General features: G+C 43.9%; 13 protein-coding genes. 11 read left to right on the plus strand and 2 right to left on the minus strand.

The features are described 5' to 3' along the window. Positions 1-46: 46 nt before the first annotated feature. The 6 genes from BK120_RS17380 to BK120_RS17405 all read left to right on the plus strand — a co-directional run bounded on the left by BK120_RS17380 (position 47) and on the right by BK120_RS17405 (position 6874). Complete coding sequence (locus tag BK120_RS17380; RefSeq protein ID WP_076268881.1) at positions 47-2476, plus strand: heavy metal translocating P-type ATPase; 2430 nt, start codon at positions 47-49, stop codon at positions 2474-2476. 25 nt (positions 2477-2501) lie between these two features. After that, positions 2502-3380: a hypothetical protein gene (locus tag BK120_RS17385; RefSeq protein ID WP_076268761.1), complete on the plus strand. Its 879-nt coding sequence runs from the start codon at positions 2502-2504 to the stop codon at positions 3378-3380. A 147-nt stretch (positions 3381-3527) separates the two neighbouring features. Beyond that, complete coding sequence (locus BK120_RS17390) at positions 3528-4226, plus strand: response regulator transcription factor (protein ID WP_305953890.1); 699 nt, start codon at positions 3528-3530, stop codon at positions 4224-4226. A 1-nt stretch (position 4227) separates the two neighbouring features. Beyond that, entirely contained in the window at positions 4228-5163 is a 936-nt protein-coding gene (locus BK120_RS17395) for a sensor histidine kinase (protein WP_076268762.1), read from the plus strand. 95 nt (positions 5164-5258) lie between these two features. Next, positions 5259-6185, plus strand: coding sequence for an ATP-binding cassette domain-containing protein (locus tag BK120_RS17400; protein WP_076268763.1), 927 nt, complete (start codon positions 5259-5261; stop codon positions 6183-6185). After that, complete coding sequence (locus BK120_RS17405) at positions 6182-6874, plus strand: ABC transporter permease (RefSeq protein ID WP_076268764.1); 693 nt, start codon at positions 6182-6184, stop codon at positions 6872-6874. The genes BK120_RS17400 and BK120_RS17405 overlap by 4 nt, the downstream gene beginning before the upstream one ends. A 166-nt stretch (positions 6875-7040) precedes the next feature. On the opposite strand, the gene BK120_RS17410 is transcribed toward BK120_RS17405, so the two are convergent. Continuing rightward, the gene (locus BK120_RS17410) at positions 7041-8120 is read right to left on the minus strand and encodes an AI-2E family transporter (RefSeq protein WP_076268883.1); all 1080 of its coding nucleotides are present in this window, start codon (positions 8118-8120) and stop codon (positions 7041-7043) included. A 562-nt stretch (positions 8121-8682) separates the two neighbouring features. Here BK120_RS17410 and BK120_RS17415 point away from each other — a divergent pair. The 5 genes from BK120_RS17415 to BK120_RS17435 are packed head-to-tail and all read left to right on the plus strand — an operon-like array spanning position 8683 to position 14390. Next, positions 8683-9696, plus strand: a complete 1014-nt coding sequence (locus BK120_RS17415; RefSeq protein ID WP_076268765.1) for an ABC transporter ATP-binding protein — start codon at positions 8683-8685, stop codon at positions 9694-9696. Beyond that, a complete protein-coding gene (locus tag BK120_RS17420; protein WP_076268766.1) occupies positions 9683-10618 on the plus strand; it encodes an ABC transporter ATP-binding protein in 936 nt (311 codons plus the stop codon). The genes BK120_RS17415 and BK120_RS17420 overlap by 14 nt, the downstream gene beginning before the upstream one ends. A 5-nt stretch (positions 10619-10623) precedes the next feature. Continuing rightward, positions 10624-11586: an oligopeptide ABC transporter permease gene (gene opp4B, locus BK120_RS17425; protein ID WP_076268767.1), complete on the plus strand. Its 963-nt coding sequence runs from the start codon at positions 10624-10626 to the stop codon at positions 11584-11586. Positions 11587-11612: 26 nt separating this feature from the next. After that, positions 11613-12518, plus strand: coding sequence for an ABC transporter permease (locus tag BK120_RS17430; protein ID WP_076268768.1), 906 nt, complete (start codon positions 11613-11615; stop codon positions 12516-12518). Positions 12519-12533: 15 nt separating this feature from the next. Continuing rightward, the gene (locus tag BK120_RS17435) at positions 12534-14390 is read left to right on the plus strand and encodes an oligopeptide ABC transporter substrate-binding protein (RefSeq protein WP_076268769.1); all 1857 of its coding nucleotides are present in this window, start codon (positions 12534-12536) and stop codon (positions 14388-14390) included. Positions 14391-14480: 90 nt separating this feature from the next. Here the strand turns inward: BK120_RS17435 and BK120_RS17440 are convergent, their stop codons facing one another. Continuing rightward, positions 14481-15488, minus strand: a complete 1008-nt coding sequence (locus BK120_RS17440; protein WP_144376786.1) for an ABC transporter substrate-binding protein — start codon at positions 15486-15488, stop codon at positions 14481-14483. Positions 15489-15498 lie beyond the last annotated feature (10 nt).

Consider the following 15498-nt stretch of genomic DNA (forward strand, 5'->3'; position numbering starts at 1 on the left):
GTCACATAGTTAAGATGGTAATACGACAGAAGAATAGGTGATGATCATGAGCAGTTCTAATCAAGCAGTATCTAATCAACAAGCCACACTACAGATCACTGGCATGACTTGCGCAGCATGTGCGAGCCGTATAGAGAAAGGTCTGAATAAGCTGGAAGGCGTTGCACAAGCAAACGTGAACTTCGCCATGGAGCAAGCATCCGTCAACTTTGACCCTTCTCAAGTGAACATGTCCCAATTGGAACAGAAAATTCAAGCCTTGGGATACGGTACGGTAAAGGAGTCCATTGACTTCGATATTGTAGGCATGACCTGCGCAGCGTGCGCCACGCGCATCGAGAAGGGCCTTAACAAAATGAGCGGTGTAAAAGCGACGGTAAACTTAGCTTTGGAGACGGCGCATGTGGAATTTATTCCATCCATGACAAGTGCTGCGGATATGATCAAGAAAGTCGAACAGATCGGCTATAAAGCTAAACCAAAGAACGAGCAGACGAGTGAAAGCGATCATAAGAAAAAGGAAGTCCGCAGCCTGCAGATCCGGTTGATTGTATCAGCTATTCTCTCTTTGCCGCTTCTCTGGGCTATGGTTGGGCATTTCTCCTTTACGTCATGGATATGGGTGCCTGAGATTTTCATGAATCCATGGTTCCAATTGATATTGGCTACCCCAGTACAGTTCATTATTGGCAGCCGATTCTATGTCGGAGCCTACAAGGCGCTGCGCAATGGCAGTGCGAATATGGATGTATTGGTAGCGCTCGGCACATCTGCCGCCTACTTCTATAGTGTTTACTTAACCATCGAATCAATAAATGCATCCGCACATCATCAGGTTGAGATGTATTATGAGACGAGTGCCGTGCTGATTACGTTAATATTGCTGGGTAAATTATTCGAAACGCTGGCGAAAGGCCGATCTTCCGAAGCGATTAAAGCATTGATGGGCTTACAAGCCAAGTCGGCTATCGTCATACGGGATGGTCAGGAAGTTAGTATTCCAATAGAAGACGTAGTAACTGGAGATGTATTCCTAGTTAAACCCGGCGAGAAAGTGCCAGTCGATGGTGTAGTGCTTGAAGGGTTATCGGCAGTTGATGAATCGATGTTAACCGGTGAAAGTATCCCGGTAGATAAGCAGACAGGAGATCAAGTCATTGGAGCAACGCTGAACAAAAACGGCGTGCTTAAAGTTAGAGCGACTAAAGTTGGCAAAGAAACGGCGCTTTCCCAAATCATCAAAGTTGTAGAGGAAGCGCAAGGCTCGAAAGCGCCGATTCAAAGGGTAGCCGACGTGATCTCGGGAATATTCGTCCCGATCGTTGTAGGGATCGCGATCGTCACTTTCTTGATCTGGTACTTCGCTGTTGATGCAGGCAATTTCGCAGAGGCGTTGGAGAAGGCAATTGCCGTTCTGGTTATAGCATGCCCGTGTGCGCTAGGTCTTGCTACGCCAACATCGATTATGGCCGGTTCGGGTCGATCCGCTGAACTCGGTATTTTGTTCAAAGGCGGCGAGCATTTAGAATCCACGCATCGCATTAACACCATTATATTGGATAAAACGGGAACGGTAACAAAAGGCAAGCCGGAATTGACGGATGTACGGATTGAGCAAGGCTATAATCGGGAACAGCTCTTGTCCTGGATTGCTGCAGCGGAGAAAAATTCGGAGCATCCGTTAGCGGAAGCGATCGTGGCTGGTATTCAAGAGCAAGGTATTTCTCTCCCATCGACCGATTCCTTTCAAGCGATACCTGGGTTTGGCATTGAAGCTACAGTCGAAGGGAACGAATTGCTAATAGGGACCCGAAAGTTATTGGCGAAAGCTAGCGTGAACGCGGAGTCCGCTTTTGAAGAAATGAGCCGACTGGAGTCGGTTGGAAAAACAGCGATGCTGGTTGCGGTTAACGGGAAGTACGCTGGTATGGTAGCCGTAGCGGACACGATTAAAGATACGTCAAAGCAGGCAGTTGCCAGATTAAAGCAGCTCGGTTTGGAAGTCGTGATGATGACAGGCGACAATGAACGTACGGCGAAAGCCATTGCGAGCCAAGTTGGAATCGACCATGTGCTGGCGGAAGTGCTGCCGGGTGGCAAAGCCAACGAGGTCAAGCGATTGCAAGAAAGCGGTAAGAAGGTCGCGATGGTTGGAGATGGAATTAACGATGCGCCGGCATTGGCTATTGCGGATATCGGAATGGCTATCGGAACGGGAACTGATGTGGCCATGGAGGCTGCGGATGTTACTTTAATGCGCGGTGACTTGAACAGTATTCCGGACGCGATCTCGATGAGTAAGAAAACGATGGTAAACATTAAGCAAAACTTGTTCTGGGCGCTTGCTTATAACGTCATCGGCATCCCGATTGCAGCGCTTGGATTCCTTGCACCATGGCTCGCTGGAGCAGCTATGGCTTTAAGCTCCGTTTCCGTTGTGCTGAATGCGCTGCGTCTACAAAGGGCAAAAGTTTAAAGTTATTCATATCCTGGAGGCTAAAATGAAACGAATTTATTTGATCGGATTGCTAGCTGTACTCGTTTTTGTTGCTGCTTGCGGAAAACAAAATAAACAAGAAACAGATAATCATGGTGCTCATGGCGGGAATTCTCAAGCAGCATCACCCGCTGCATCCAGTGCCGAAGAGCACGGAGCTCACGGAGAAGAACATGCTGGCGAGACGAAGAAGCTAGAGACGAATGCCGATTGGAAATGGTCAGAAGAAACGCCGAAATCTGGAGAGAACACCGTAATAACCGTACAAATTCAAGATACGGACGGAATGGCCATCGAGGCATTTGATATTAATCACGAGAAGAAGCTTCATCTCATCGCAGTCAGCAAAGATTTATCTTACTTTGACCACATCCATCCGGAGTACAAAGGGAATGGGCAATTTGAAATCACGACATCGTTCCCTTTGGGTGGAGACTATAAGTTATTCGCCGACTATATCCCTACCGGCGGCTCCGCCACAACGAAGTCTGAATGGATCAAGGTAGAAGGGCTAGCCGCTGAACAAGTTCCGATTAAGCCATCGGATGAACAGTCCGTGATTGTGGACGGGGTAGAAATCACACTCGAAAACAATCATTCGGAAGCCGGCAAAGAAATGGAGTTGAACTTCAAACTTACGGATGCGAAGTCCAAAGATCCAATAACGGATTTAGAGCCTTACTTAGGCGCAGTTGGGCACGTTGTGATTCTTAGCGAAGATACAGAGCAGTATTTGCATGTACACCCGCTGGAGGAAAAAGCGAAAGGCCCGGATGCGAAATTCATGACGACTTTCCCGAGTGCTGGTGTATATAAGATCTGGGGGCAATTTCAACGAAACGGTAAAACGTTTATCAGCCCTTTTGTAGTTGAAGTGAAATAAACGAATCTTAAGTCCGCGTAAAATCGCGGGCTTTTTTTTAGTTATTGGACAATGTTCCTGTCATCTGACACAAATAGGCTATGGTATAGTAAGGAAACAGATTGAAAATATATAATGACTTTACATAGATAGGATAGGTGGGACGGCTTGAAACAACGCATATTGCTCGTAGAGGACGATCGATCGATTAGCGAAATGGTAGAGGCTTATTTGACGTTGGAAGGCTTCCATATCGTACATGCGGCAGATGGTGAAGAAGCACTGCGGTTATTTTCTCAGGAAACGTATGATTTAATATTGCTGGATGTCATGCTGCCTAAGCTGAATGGCATTGATTTTCTGAAGAAGATTAGGGAGCATAGTCTGCTTCCAGTCCTCATTTTATCTGCTAAGGATGGCGATGTGGACAAAGCTTTAGGATTAGGCTTCGGAGCGGATGACTATCTGGCCAAACCGTTCTCTATGATCGAACTGCTCGCAAGAGTAAAAGCTGCAATTCGCAGAGCAACGCAATACTCAGGTGTTCAGAATCAGGCAGCGCCTAGTGTACTTCGTGTTCATGAGCTTACGATCGATACGGACAATATTGATGTAAGTAAACGGGGCAAGTCGATTAAGCTTACTTCAAAGGAATGGCAGATCATAAAGCTTCTAACGATGAACCCAACCAAAGTGTTTACGAAGGAGCAAATTTACAGATCTGTCTGGAACGATGATTACTTTGGAGATGAGAATGTTATAAACGTTCATATCAGCCGTTTGAGAGAGAAGATCGAAGACGATCCATCAGCGCCGCAATATATTAAGACGTTATGGGGCATCGGATATAAGCTGGGAGAATTTTAATATGGTTTATAGCTTAGTAGGTATCATTGTCATACTCGCCATTTTAAATGTCATTCAGTATCAAATGAAGCGGGCTAGAAGCTCCGACTTACGGTATATTGCAAACCAGATCAGCAGACAGCTGGAGCAGCACTCTTCGGAAATGCTGCTCCTCATGACAGATGATCGCGAATTGAAGCTGCTGCTGGTCGAGTTAAACCGCCTCTTCACAGATAATCAAAATAAGCTGGCGCAGTTTACTAAAACGAACCATTCCATGAGGAAAATGCTTGCTAACTTCTCGCATGATCTAAAAACACCGCTAACCGTCGTACTCGGCTATGCCGAGATGATACAAGGCAGCCGCGAGATGGCATCTGAAGAAAGAGAACGTCTTCTTCGGCTGATTCATGAAAAAACGCTGGAGATCATTAAGCTGATGAACGGTTTTTTCGATTTAGCTAGATTAGAAGCGGGTGACAACGATATCACGCTATCGCGAATACATATGAACGAGCTGTGCAAAAAAAGCATTTTGTCCTTTTACGATCTGGTGCAGGCAAGCGGCTATGAAGCAGATATTCAAATTCCAGAAGAAGCGATCTATGCTTTAGGGAACGAGGAAGCGCTGGAGCGGGTGCTCAGCAATTTATTGTCCAATGCCATTCGTTACGGCAGCGATGGGAAGAGAATTGGGCTTGCTATGAGCGTTGACGCTTCGCATGTTAGGATTGACGTTTCGGATTGCGGCAAAGGGATTAGGGCTCGAAATCAGGAGCTTGTTTTTGAAAGGATGTTTACGCTGGAGGAGTCTAGAAACAAGGCTTTCCAGGGAAGTGGATTGGGCTTAACGATTACGAAAAGACTCGTGGAGGAAATGAATGGCGAGATCACATTGCATAGCATCCCGTTTGAGAAAACGACGTTCACGGTTAAGCTCAAACGCATGACCTATTAGCAACTTAAGATTTTTGTTAGAAATAAGCAACAAATAAGATAAAGGTGTTCGATAAACTGAGAACTAGTTACAACATGGAAAGAAGGAGAGAACGAGTGGATTATATTTTGAGAACGAGCGGCCTGACGAAAGCATTTGAGGGCAAAGAAGTCGTAAGCAATGTAAGCATGAGCGTGCGGAAGGGCGAAATATATGGCTTCCTTGGCCCAAATGGCGCAGGGAAAACGACCGTTATGAAAATGCTCACGAATTTGATTAAGCCGACTGCGGGTCAGATCGAATTGTTTAATGAGCCGCTTAGGCCTAACACGTATGATGTATTTAAAAGAATGGGAAGCATCATTGAAATGCCGGTTTTTTATGACAAGCTGACTGCCAAACAAAACCTGCAGCTGCATAACGAGTACATGGGCTGCCATGATGACAAGGTTATCGGAGAGGTGCTCGGCATGGTTGCCCTGCGTAACGTGGATGATAAAGCGGTTAAAAACTTCTCGCTCGGGATGAAGCAAAGACTGGCGATCGCTAGAGCGATTATGAACAGACCTGAATTGCTCATATTGGATGAGCCGATTAATGGGCTTGATCCTGCCGGCATTAAAGAAATTCGTAATCTGCTTCAAATGCTAAGTACAGATTATGGAGTTACTATTCTCATATCGAGCCATTTGCTCAGTGAAATAGAGCAAATGGCCAATACGATTGGCGTGATCAGCGGCGGCAGGCTCATTAAACAGGTGTCGATGGTAGATGTACGGGGCCAGAACTCAGAATATATCGAGCTCATAACGCCGGATCGGACAAAGGCATGCGCTGTGCTAGCCAACGAGCTCCAGCTCACTAATTTTAAAATTATAGATGACAATATGATTCGCATCTTTGAATCAGGAGCGATGCAGACGACGATTTCAAAGTCGCTTGCACTAAACGATGTGAATATCGAGTCGCTGAACAAGAAGTACACTTCTTTGGAGCAGTATTTCCTCGATTTGATTCAAGGAGACGAGGTGAAGCATCCGTGATTAAACTTATGAAGCTGGAAATAGCAAAAATGGGATTAGGCTGGTATGTGAAGGCAGCGATCATAGCGAACGTCGTGATTGTTACGCTAATGTTCATGATCGGTTACTTTGAGGGTGTGGAAGTTAAAAACGAGATCACAAATATTGGAGAGCTGTATATTATAGCTGGCGCTATGGTTAGGTCGACGTTTATCGTCATGGCTGCCGTTCTAATTAGCAAGTTAATCATTGATGAGTATAAGAAAAAGACAATTCTAGTTATGTTTATGTACCCGGTTAGTCGCAAAAAGCTGTTTGCTTCCAAGCTGGCGATTGTAGCTATCCTTACTTTTGTTGCAATCGTCATCTCGCATATTTTCACATTATCTATGCTTATTGGCATAAATCACTTTTTTCATATTATTGAGGAAGCGCCTGTACCGATGGATTATGCTGCGCAGCTAGCAAGCATCGTAAGCTTTGCCTTTGCAGCAGCAGGAGCAAGTTTAGTGCCGCTTTATTTCGGCATGCGCAAGCATTCGGTGCCTGCAACTATTCTCTCTTCACTCCTAATCGTCATACTGACAAGTTCGAGTAATCCTGTCTTCTCACTGGCAACCATCATTTACATTCCGCTTGCTTTAGCAGTATTTGGCGTAGCGATCGCCTGGTCAACGGTTCGGCATATCGAGAATAGGGATGTTTTGTAACACCAAAATCTATTAATTATCATAGAATATTTGAGGGTGAAAAAATTAGAATCGAGATTGGTGGTGGATGACGGCAATACGATTTTGGCAAAAACAGAAATCAACAATGGCTACGGGTAAGCAAAAGGGGACCACATCGATGTGATCCCCTTTTGCTTGTAAATACTTATGCGTCTTCCCATTTCTGTTTGAAGAACAGCTGATATACCTTGGTAGCAACGATTTTCAGCATCATATATACCGGTATAATAATGATTACGCCTATGATTCCAAAAGCGTCACTGCCCACCAGCACCAATAGAATAGTTGTAATAGGGTGAATATCGAGCTGTTTTCCGAAAATATAAGGTGAAATAATATTATCCTGTATTTGTTGTGAGAGTAGGATGACCACTAATGACCAAATCGCAACAGATGGCGATTCAATTAAACCAATAATGACGATCGGTACAGCAGACAGTATGGCGCCTATAAAAGGAATAAAGTTCATAATAACAGCAACGACAGTCAGTAAAAGAGCATAGGGCAAACCGATGATAAGGAAGCCGATATACATCAGAACACCGAGCGCCAGATTTACAACGACTCTCCCCACAATGAATCCGCTTAGAGCCGTATCAATCTCCTGCATCGTTTTTTCACCTTCAGCATGGTATCTCTTAGGCATGAAGCTGACGATTTTCTGGGCGAATTTGTCCCCTTCCTTCAACATGTAAAAAAGAAGAATAGGGAAGGTGAACAAAATGAGTGCGAAATTAGAGATAAAAGAAAACATCCCCGTTAAATAGTTAGTCAACAATGAAAATCCTTTATTCAGGTATTCGGTTATTTTTGAAAAAGGACTTACATCTTCAGGCAAAATGTCTGCTAAAAACCCGTTCTGTTCCAGATCTTGCAGCTGCTTGCCCAGCGTATTGAAAAGATTAGGCGCATTATTTACTAAATTGAAAAACTGAGTGCGAAGCGAAGGAAATACGCCAACGATAAATAAACTAAACAGCACAGCAGCTGCTAAATAAATAATGAGAATGACCCAAGGTCTCTTTAATTTAGGTCGCTCCATCCAGTTTACAAGCGGGCGTAGTAGATAATAGAAAAAAGAGGCGAGCATCAATGGAATCATAACAATACTGAACAAAGAAACGAAGGGTTTGAAAATAAAATCGACAAGTGATGCTAAATAAATAATGGCAAGAACTAAAATAACAGCGAAACAAATTTTAATAAATCGGTTTAAAGAAATCAGGGCGCTCACTCCATCTGCTATGAATTGTTTTTAGTATCGAATATTATTATCGCCATTAATAAATTCGTTTAGACTAAGGGAAATCTTTTCTGTTTTTGTTTCATTTTAAAAGATTATGTACATATTATTGCATAAAAACAGAGAGGAATCTAACACGTAAACTAATATTGAAAAATAGTTTATAAGAGTTTCGTTTGCTGAAAATTTCTTAAATATTTTTAAAGTAATGATTGAAGTAATGAGTAAAACGGAGATTATATTTACAAAAAGAAAATACATATTTTGTTAAATGTAATTATATAACAGTACAAACCTAACAAATAACTATCACCAAAATGTAATACATCACATTAAAGCTTGACAGCGTTTACTATAGACATTAGTATATGATCCATTAGAGTAATGAAATCCAAAAACAAGAATATATATATTGAATATGCTATAAATTGTAGTTGCAGTTAAATTGTTTTATGCTTATATTAGATATGATAAATCTATGGTTTGAAAATTCCGAAAATTATGAATATTGCAAGTTTAGAATCACTACGTTAGGAGGATTCTATTGAAAAAAGAGCTGCTGAAAATTGAGAATTTGACGACTTCTTTTCGCATTGCGGATCATTATTATGCAGCAGTGGATGATGTGACGCTAACGGTAAAAGAAAATGAGGTTCTTGCCATAGTGGGGGAGTCGGGCTCTGGCAAGAGTGCGCTGGCCTACTCCATCATGGGCCTCCATACGAGAGCGAAAATAGAAGGAAATATTTATTACCAAGGACAGGATATTGTCCAGATGTCACCCTCCACGCTAAATAAGCTGAGAGGGAAAGAAATAGGCATGATCTTCCAAGACCCATTATCCGCATTAAATCCCCTTATGATTATCGGTTCTCAGATTGAAGAAGTTATTCTCCTGCACCAGCCCAAACTCTCTAGTAAGGAAAGAGCGGACAGGGCGATCGAGCTTTTAACTAAAGTGGGTATTCCTCGCCCAGAGCATACATACGGGCGTTACCCCCATGAATTGTCCGGCGGGATGAGGCAGCGTGTCATTATTGCTATCGCGATTGCCAATGATCCTAAGCTATTAATTGCAGATGAACCGACTACAGCACTGGATGTAACGATACAATTGCAAATTCTTGAATTGCTGCGGCGTTTGAAGGATGAAAGCAAGGCTGGCATCGTCTTAATCACGCATGACTTGGGCGTTGTGGCCGAGATGGCTGACCGAGTTGCTGTTATGTATGCCGGACAAATTGTTGAAATTGCCGATATCTACACAATCATTGCTAAAGCACAGCATCCCTATACCAAATCATTATTGCAATCGATACCAACTGTGAATGAAGCAAAGTCTAAGCTCCATGTTATTCAGGGAATTGTGCCGTCTCTTCAGAACCTCCCGAGGCAGGGCTGCCGTTTTCGATCGAGGACGCCTTGGATTGCTGAGGCTGCTCATGAAGCGAACCCGGAAATGCATGAGATTTCTCCGGGCCATTTCGTCAGATGCAGCTGCTACAAGCATTTTCACTTCCCTGACGAGAAGGAGGATCATCAACATGTCATTTCTTGAGATCAGCGATCTAAAGGTACATTTTCCGAATCGCGGGAGTCTTTTCAGTAAAAAGGGTCCACCGATCAAAGCGGTAGACGGTATACAATTCTCCTTGGAGCAGGGACAGACCTATGGACTAGTAGGCGAGTCTGGCTCTGGCAAGACCACGACAGGCAGAGCCATCATAGGCTTAAATGCAATTACATCAGGAAGTGTTCTCTTCCAAGGTCAGCAGCTTGCTGCTGGCGGACTTCGAAGCCATGCAGGCTTCCGCAGAGATATTCAAATGATCTTCCAAGATCCCTATTCCTCCTTGAATCCTAAGAAACGCGTGCTTGATATTATCGCTGAGCCGCTGCGAAATTTTGAGAAGCAGTCTGCTGGCGAAGAGAAGCGCAGTGTACAACAATTGTTGGAGCAAGTGGGCTTGAGCCCAGAATCGATTTATAAATATCCTCATGAATTTTCAGGAGGCCAGCGTCAGCGAATTGGGATTGCGAGAGCTATCGCTTTAAAACCAAAGCTGATTATAGCCGATGAACCCGTGTCAGCGCTGGACGTATCCGTTCAAGCGCAGGTACTAAACTTCATGCAGGATATTCAGAAAGAGCTAAACCTTACTTATCTGATCATTAGTCATGATCTCGGCATTATAAGGCATATGTGCGATCATATTGGCATTATGTACAAAGGCCGTTACGTTGAACGAGGAACGACAGCTGATATTTTCAATCAACCTCAGCATATTTATACCAAGCGTCTTATCTCGGCTATACCTGATATTGATCCAACGAAACGAGAGGAAAAACATTCGTTTCGCAAGGCGGTTAAGGCGGAATATGAACAAGCCTATGAGAATTATTTTGACGAGGACGGTTTGGCTTATCCGTTAAAACCCGTTTCAGAAACACATTTCGTGGCTTTGCCTGGGAGAGGGTGAGGACGATGTGGCGCACAGTTTCACGAAGAATAGTCATTATGATCCCTCAAATTATATTGTTAAGCATCCTCGTCTTTCTAATAGCGAAGGCTATGCCGGGGGACGCATTGACTGGAATGATCGATCCGAGTATAGATCCAGCTGCAATGGATGCACAGCGTGAGAGGCTGGGCCTTAACAATCCGTGGTATGTACAGTATTGGGACTGGATTACGAAAGCTGTGCAAGGTGACTTCGGACAGTCGTTTCGTTTTAAAATGCCAGTGTCTGATCTGATTGGCCAGCGCATGATGAATACCGTTTGGTTATCCATCGTCACTCTCATCCTTACTTACTTGATAGCAATACCGCTTGGGATTACAAGCGGCCGTTATAACGACACGTGGGGAGATCGATTGATTACAGGCTATACCTATATTGGATTTGCAGCCCCACTATTTATTTTCGCTTTATTGATGTTATGGGTGTTCGGCTTTCATTTTGGTTGGTTTCCAACGGGAGGAAGCGCCGCTCCAGGACTGGAACCAAGTACTCTTCAATATGTTATGAGCAAATTTTATCATTTGCTGCTCCCAGCCATTTCGATGGCTCTTATCGCAACCGTGTCGACGGTTCAATATCTTCGAAGCGAAATCATTGATACGAAGCAAAAGGATTTCATTATCACAGCAAGAGCGAAAGGCGCCTCAGAATCCCGCGTTTATAATCGCCATATTTTAAGAAATTCGTTATTGCCGATCGCAGCTTTTTTTGGTTATGAAATTACTGGACTCATCGGAGGCACGGTGTTCATAGAGGGTATCTTCAGTTATCCAGGAATGGGTCAACTATTCTTAAGCTCTATCGCTCTGCGGGATTTCAGCGTCGTTACTGCGCTTGTTTTATTGTATGGAGTGGCTTCTATTGTAGGGGCATTAATCTCTGACATTGTTTTGAGTATCGTTGATCCTCGTATTCGAATTAAATAAGAACTCGAGATGTTGAGGTGAAAGAAATGAGAAAGACAAACATTCCCATAACCGCGCTCCAGGTGCCGGATAAAAGCCCGTCAAGCTTGAATATTATTTGGCGGGAAATCGTACGAGACAAAGTCGCATTCGTATCATTAATTTTTTTGAGCGTAGTTATTCTTTCTGTGTATGGGATCTCTCTTGTTCTGAATCAGGAGCAAATTGTATCGGTTGATTTATTCGCACTGAAAAAGCCGCCGTCATCCGAGCATTTGTTAGGTACGGACTATGGAGGCCGCGATGTTTTTGGGCAATTAATTATTGGGACTCGAAATTCATTAACGATTGCTATTATTGTTACTGCATTTACAGGAGTAATTGGCGTATGTGTTGGACTCATTTCCGGTTATTTCGGTGGTACGGTTGATAACATCTTTATGAGATTTGTTGACTTTTTTATGATCCTGCCGACCTTGATGATCGTGATTGCGTTTGTGACAGCCGTACCCAAATATAATATTTGGTCTTTCTCGCTTATTATGACCGCTTTTTTATGGATGGGGATTGCAAGATTAATTCGTTCAAAAGCGCTGCAGGAGAAGGAGCTTGATTATGTTCAGGCATCCAAAACATTAGGCTCCTCCAATTTTAAAATCATGATGGTCCAGGTATTGCCGAATTTAAGCTCCATCATAATTGTTACGATGACTTTGAACTTGGCGGCAAATATCGGTTTAGAGTCTGGACTATCGTTTCTTGGCTTCGGGTTTCCAGAGAGCATGCCCAGCTTAGGCACGTTAGTCAGCTATGCTAGAGACCCGCAAACGCTCGAGCTTAGATGGTGGATATGGTTACCTGCATCGATACTGATTTTGGTACTGATGTTGAGTATAAACAATGTCGGTCAAGCGCTAAAGCGTGCGACAGATGCAAGACAAAGAAAAGGATAATAAAGGAGGAGAATGATGGTGAAGAAGAACACGATGTTTTCAAGGTCTTTATTTTTACCGCTTATGGTGGCATTGCTAGTCTTTCTTGCAGCTTGTTCATCTAATAATGGGAGTGTAGACACGCCGAGCCCGACTGATGGTGCGGCGAAGCCCACGGAGAGTGCCGCTCCTGCGGAAACCGAGAAGCCTGCTCCAGACGATGGTCTTTATTCCATTGAGGATTTCAGCAATGTGAAGAAAAATGAGGGCGAAGCCATAAAGGGTGGTTCCATTACATTTGGCCTTGTATCAGATACACCATTTGAAGGGACGCTGAACTGGAACTTTTATTCCGGTGATCCGGATTCACAAGTACTAAACTGGTTTGATGAAGGGCTGCTTACTTGGGATAAAAGCTATGTATATACGAATGATGGGGCAGCAACGTATGAAGTGTCTGAGGATGGCAAAACATTTACGCTTACGATTCGCGATAATGTAAACTGGCATGACGGCAAGCCAGTAACTGCAGAGGATTGGTTATTCGCTCATGAAGTCATCGGCAACCCCAAATATGACGGACCACGGTATGATTCGAATTTCACTAATATCGTAGGGATGACGGAATTCCATGAAGGAAAAGCAAAAACGATCTCAGGAATTGAAGTTTTAGGCGAGAAAAAGCTTAAAATTACGTATATTCAATCATCTCCTTCCCTTTTGACCGGTGGTGTATGGAATTATCCATTAGCGAAGCACATATTCGGCAATATGGATGTAGCTAAAATTTCGGCTTCTCCAGAGGTTCGTGAGAAACCAATCGGCTTCGGGCCATTTAAAGTAAAAAGCATCGTTCCTGGGGAATCTGTTGTTTTTGAGAAAAATACAGATTACTGGCGCGGTGAGCCTGCACTAGATGAGGTTGTATTGAAAGTAATTAATCAAACAACCGTCGTACAACAATTGAAAACTGGCGGTGTCGATCTCGTTGATTCCTTCCCGGCGGATCAATATCCAGATAATGCGAGTCTATCAAATCTTGAATACTTAGGTGCAATTGACCGTGCATATACGTATATTGGCTTTAAACTAGGCAAGTGGGATGCTGAGGCTGGCAAAGTCGTTCCTGATCCAAAATCGAAAATGGGCGATGTAAACCTGCGGAAAGCGATGTGGCATGCGGTCGATAACGATCAGGTCGGCAAGCAATTCTATCACGGCCTGCGCTGGAATGCGACGACACTTATTCCGCCTTCTCACCCAGAGTACCATGATGCTACTAATAAAGGCCTTGCCTTTGATAAAGATTTGGCTAACAAGATTTTGGATGATGCCGGCTACAAAATGAATGGCAAATTCCGCACAAATCCAGATGGCAGCGAATTAGCTATTAACTTTATTTCCATGACAGGCGGAGATATTGCACAGCCGCTTGCTCAATATTATGTACAGTCATGGCAAGCAATTGGCTTGAACGTAAAGCTGGAAATGGTGGAGTTCAACACTTTCTATGATCGTGTAGGCAGCACAGGAAAAGACGATCCAACAGTAGATGTGTATCAAGGGGCTTGGGGCGTAGGCATTGACGTCGATCCAGCTGGCCTATACGGGCGCGATGCGATCTATAACTTCCCGCGTTATGCTAGTGACGAACAGGATCGCTTGCTTAAAGAAGGGATTTCAGAAGCGGCCTTTGATGTGAAGGTACGTCAAGGCATTTATAAGGAATGGCAGGAGCTGATGGTGAAAGACATTCCTGTATTCCCAACGCTGTATCGCGCCGTTATCGTTCCAGTTAATAAACGGGTACTCAATTACGCTATTGGAGATGGAACGGGCATTTATCTGCATCAGCTTGCAGTATCTCAAGATAAACCGGTTGTAGCGAAGTAAAGCGGTGGCTATTATTTTCGACTAAGTAGAACTTATTATAGTTAAAAGAGCCTTCAAAGCCACGCTGCTAGTGGTTTTGAAGGCTTTTTATTATTTTCCTTGATTGACGAGCCACTCTGTCAGCTCTTCAGATTGAGCTAGAACAGCGATGGGGTCAAAATACCAGGATCTCTCTTCAGGCCATATGTAGATGTGACCATTTTTTACAGCCGGAAGATTGCCCCAGATCGGGTCGTTTTGAAAATATTCTAACGTACGATCATTGGATGTCAAAATAATATAATCGCCTGCATACTTGGACAGCGTTTCTGATGGAATTTCAGCCCACTGCTTCTTCATGATTTCATCGGCAACATCGACAGGAGGCTTACGGCCTAATGATTGATAGATGGGCTGGCCGCCGCGACCGAAGTTGTCACCGTAAACCCAAGTCGTTTTATCGCTGTACTCCATGATGGAGAAGGTTGCACCAGCAGGAATAGCTTTATCTACTTTAGCTTTGGCTTCCGCAATGCGGCGGTCATATTCGGCCAGCCATGACTTAGCTACATCTTCTTTGCCGAATAAATCTCCGAAATAGGTCAACTCTGCATGAACATTTTTTAATTCTCCGTATGGGATAACAATCGTTGGCGCAATTTTACGGAGCTGCTCGTAGCTGTCTCCGTTGGCTGTAATGATGAGATCGGGGGAGAGGCTGATTATGTTTTCAGCGGATGGCTCTCCATAAACTCCTGTATCTGCAACGCCAGCCAGCGCTTCTTTGAAATAGTAGTTTTCTATCGTAACACCCGGAGATCCTACCGGAATTACATCAAGAGCAATCAGGCTGCCCAAGTATTCTTCAGCTACAATTCGCTTCGGATGAACCGGAATTTCGATGTCGCCTTTAACCGTGGACACCGTCTTAAATTTCGCAGCTTCCGGCACGGCCGTTTCCGGTGTAGTCTCTTCGGTGCTGCTTGATGGTGCTCCAGCGTTGGTTGGAGCTTTTTCTGTTCCACAAGCGGAAACGAGAACCGCTAATAGTAGTAATGAAACGGCAAAAATGAAACGACGGCTGCTGTAAAACTTCTGTTGAAAAGAAAACAATGTCATATCCCCCTTA

It is taken from the genome of Paenibacillus sp. FSL A5-0031, from assembly GCF_001956295.1.
Classification (GTDB): domain Bacteria; phylum Bacillota; class Bacilli; order Paenibacillales; family Paenibacillaceae; genus Pristimantibacillus.

Coding starts and splice junctions, on each gene's coding strand:
- BK120_RS17380 (WP_076268881.1), top strand. CDS start 47: ATGAGCAGTTCTAATCAAGCAGTATCTAATCAACAAGCCACACTACAG.
- BK120_RS17385 (WP_076268761.1), top strand. CDS start 2,502: ATGAAACGAATTTATTTGATCGGATTGCTAGCTGTACTCGTTTTTGTT.
- BK120_RS17395 (WP_076268762.1), top strand. CDS start 4,228: ATGGTTTATAGCTTAGTAGGTATCATTGTCATACTCGCCATTTTAAAT.
- BK120_RS17420 (WP_076268766.1), top strand. CDS start 9,683: ATGTCATTTCTTGAGATCAGCGATCTAAAGGTACATTTTCCGAATCGC.
- opp4B (WP_076268767.1), top strand. CDS start 10,624: ATGTGGCGCACAGTTTCACGAAGAATAGTCATTATGATCCCTCAAATT.
- BK120_RS17430 (WP_076268768.1), top strand. CDS start 11,613: ATGAGAAAGACAAACATTCCCATAACCGCGCTCCAGGTGCCGGATAAA.
- BK120_RS17435 (WP_076268769.1), top strand. CDS start 12,534: ATGGTGAAGAAGAACACGATGTTTTCAAGGTCTTTATTTTTACCGCTT.
- BK120_RS17440 (WP_144376786.1), bottom strand. CDS start 15,488: ATGACATTGTTTTCTTTTCAACAGAAGTTTTACAGCAGCCGTCGTTTC.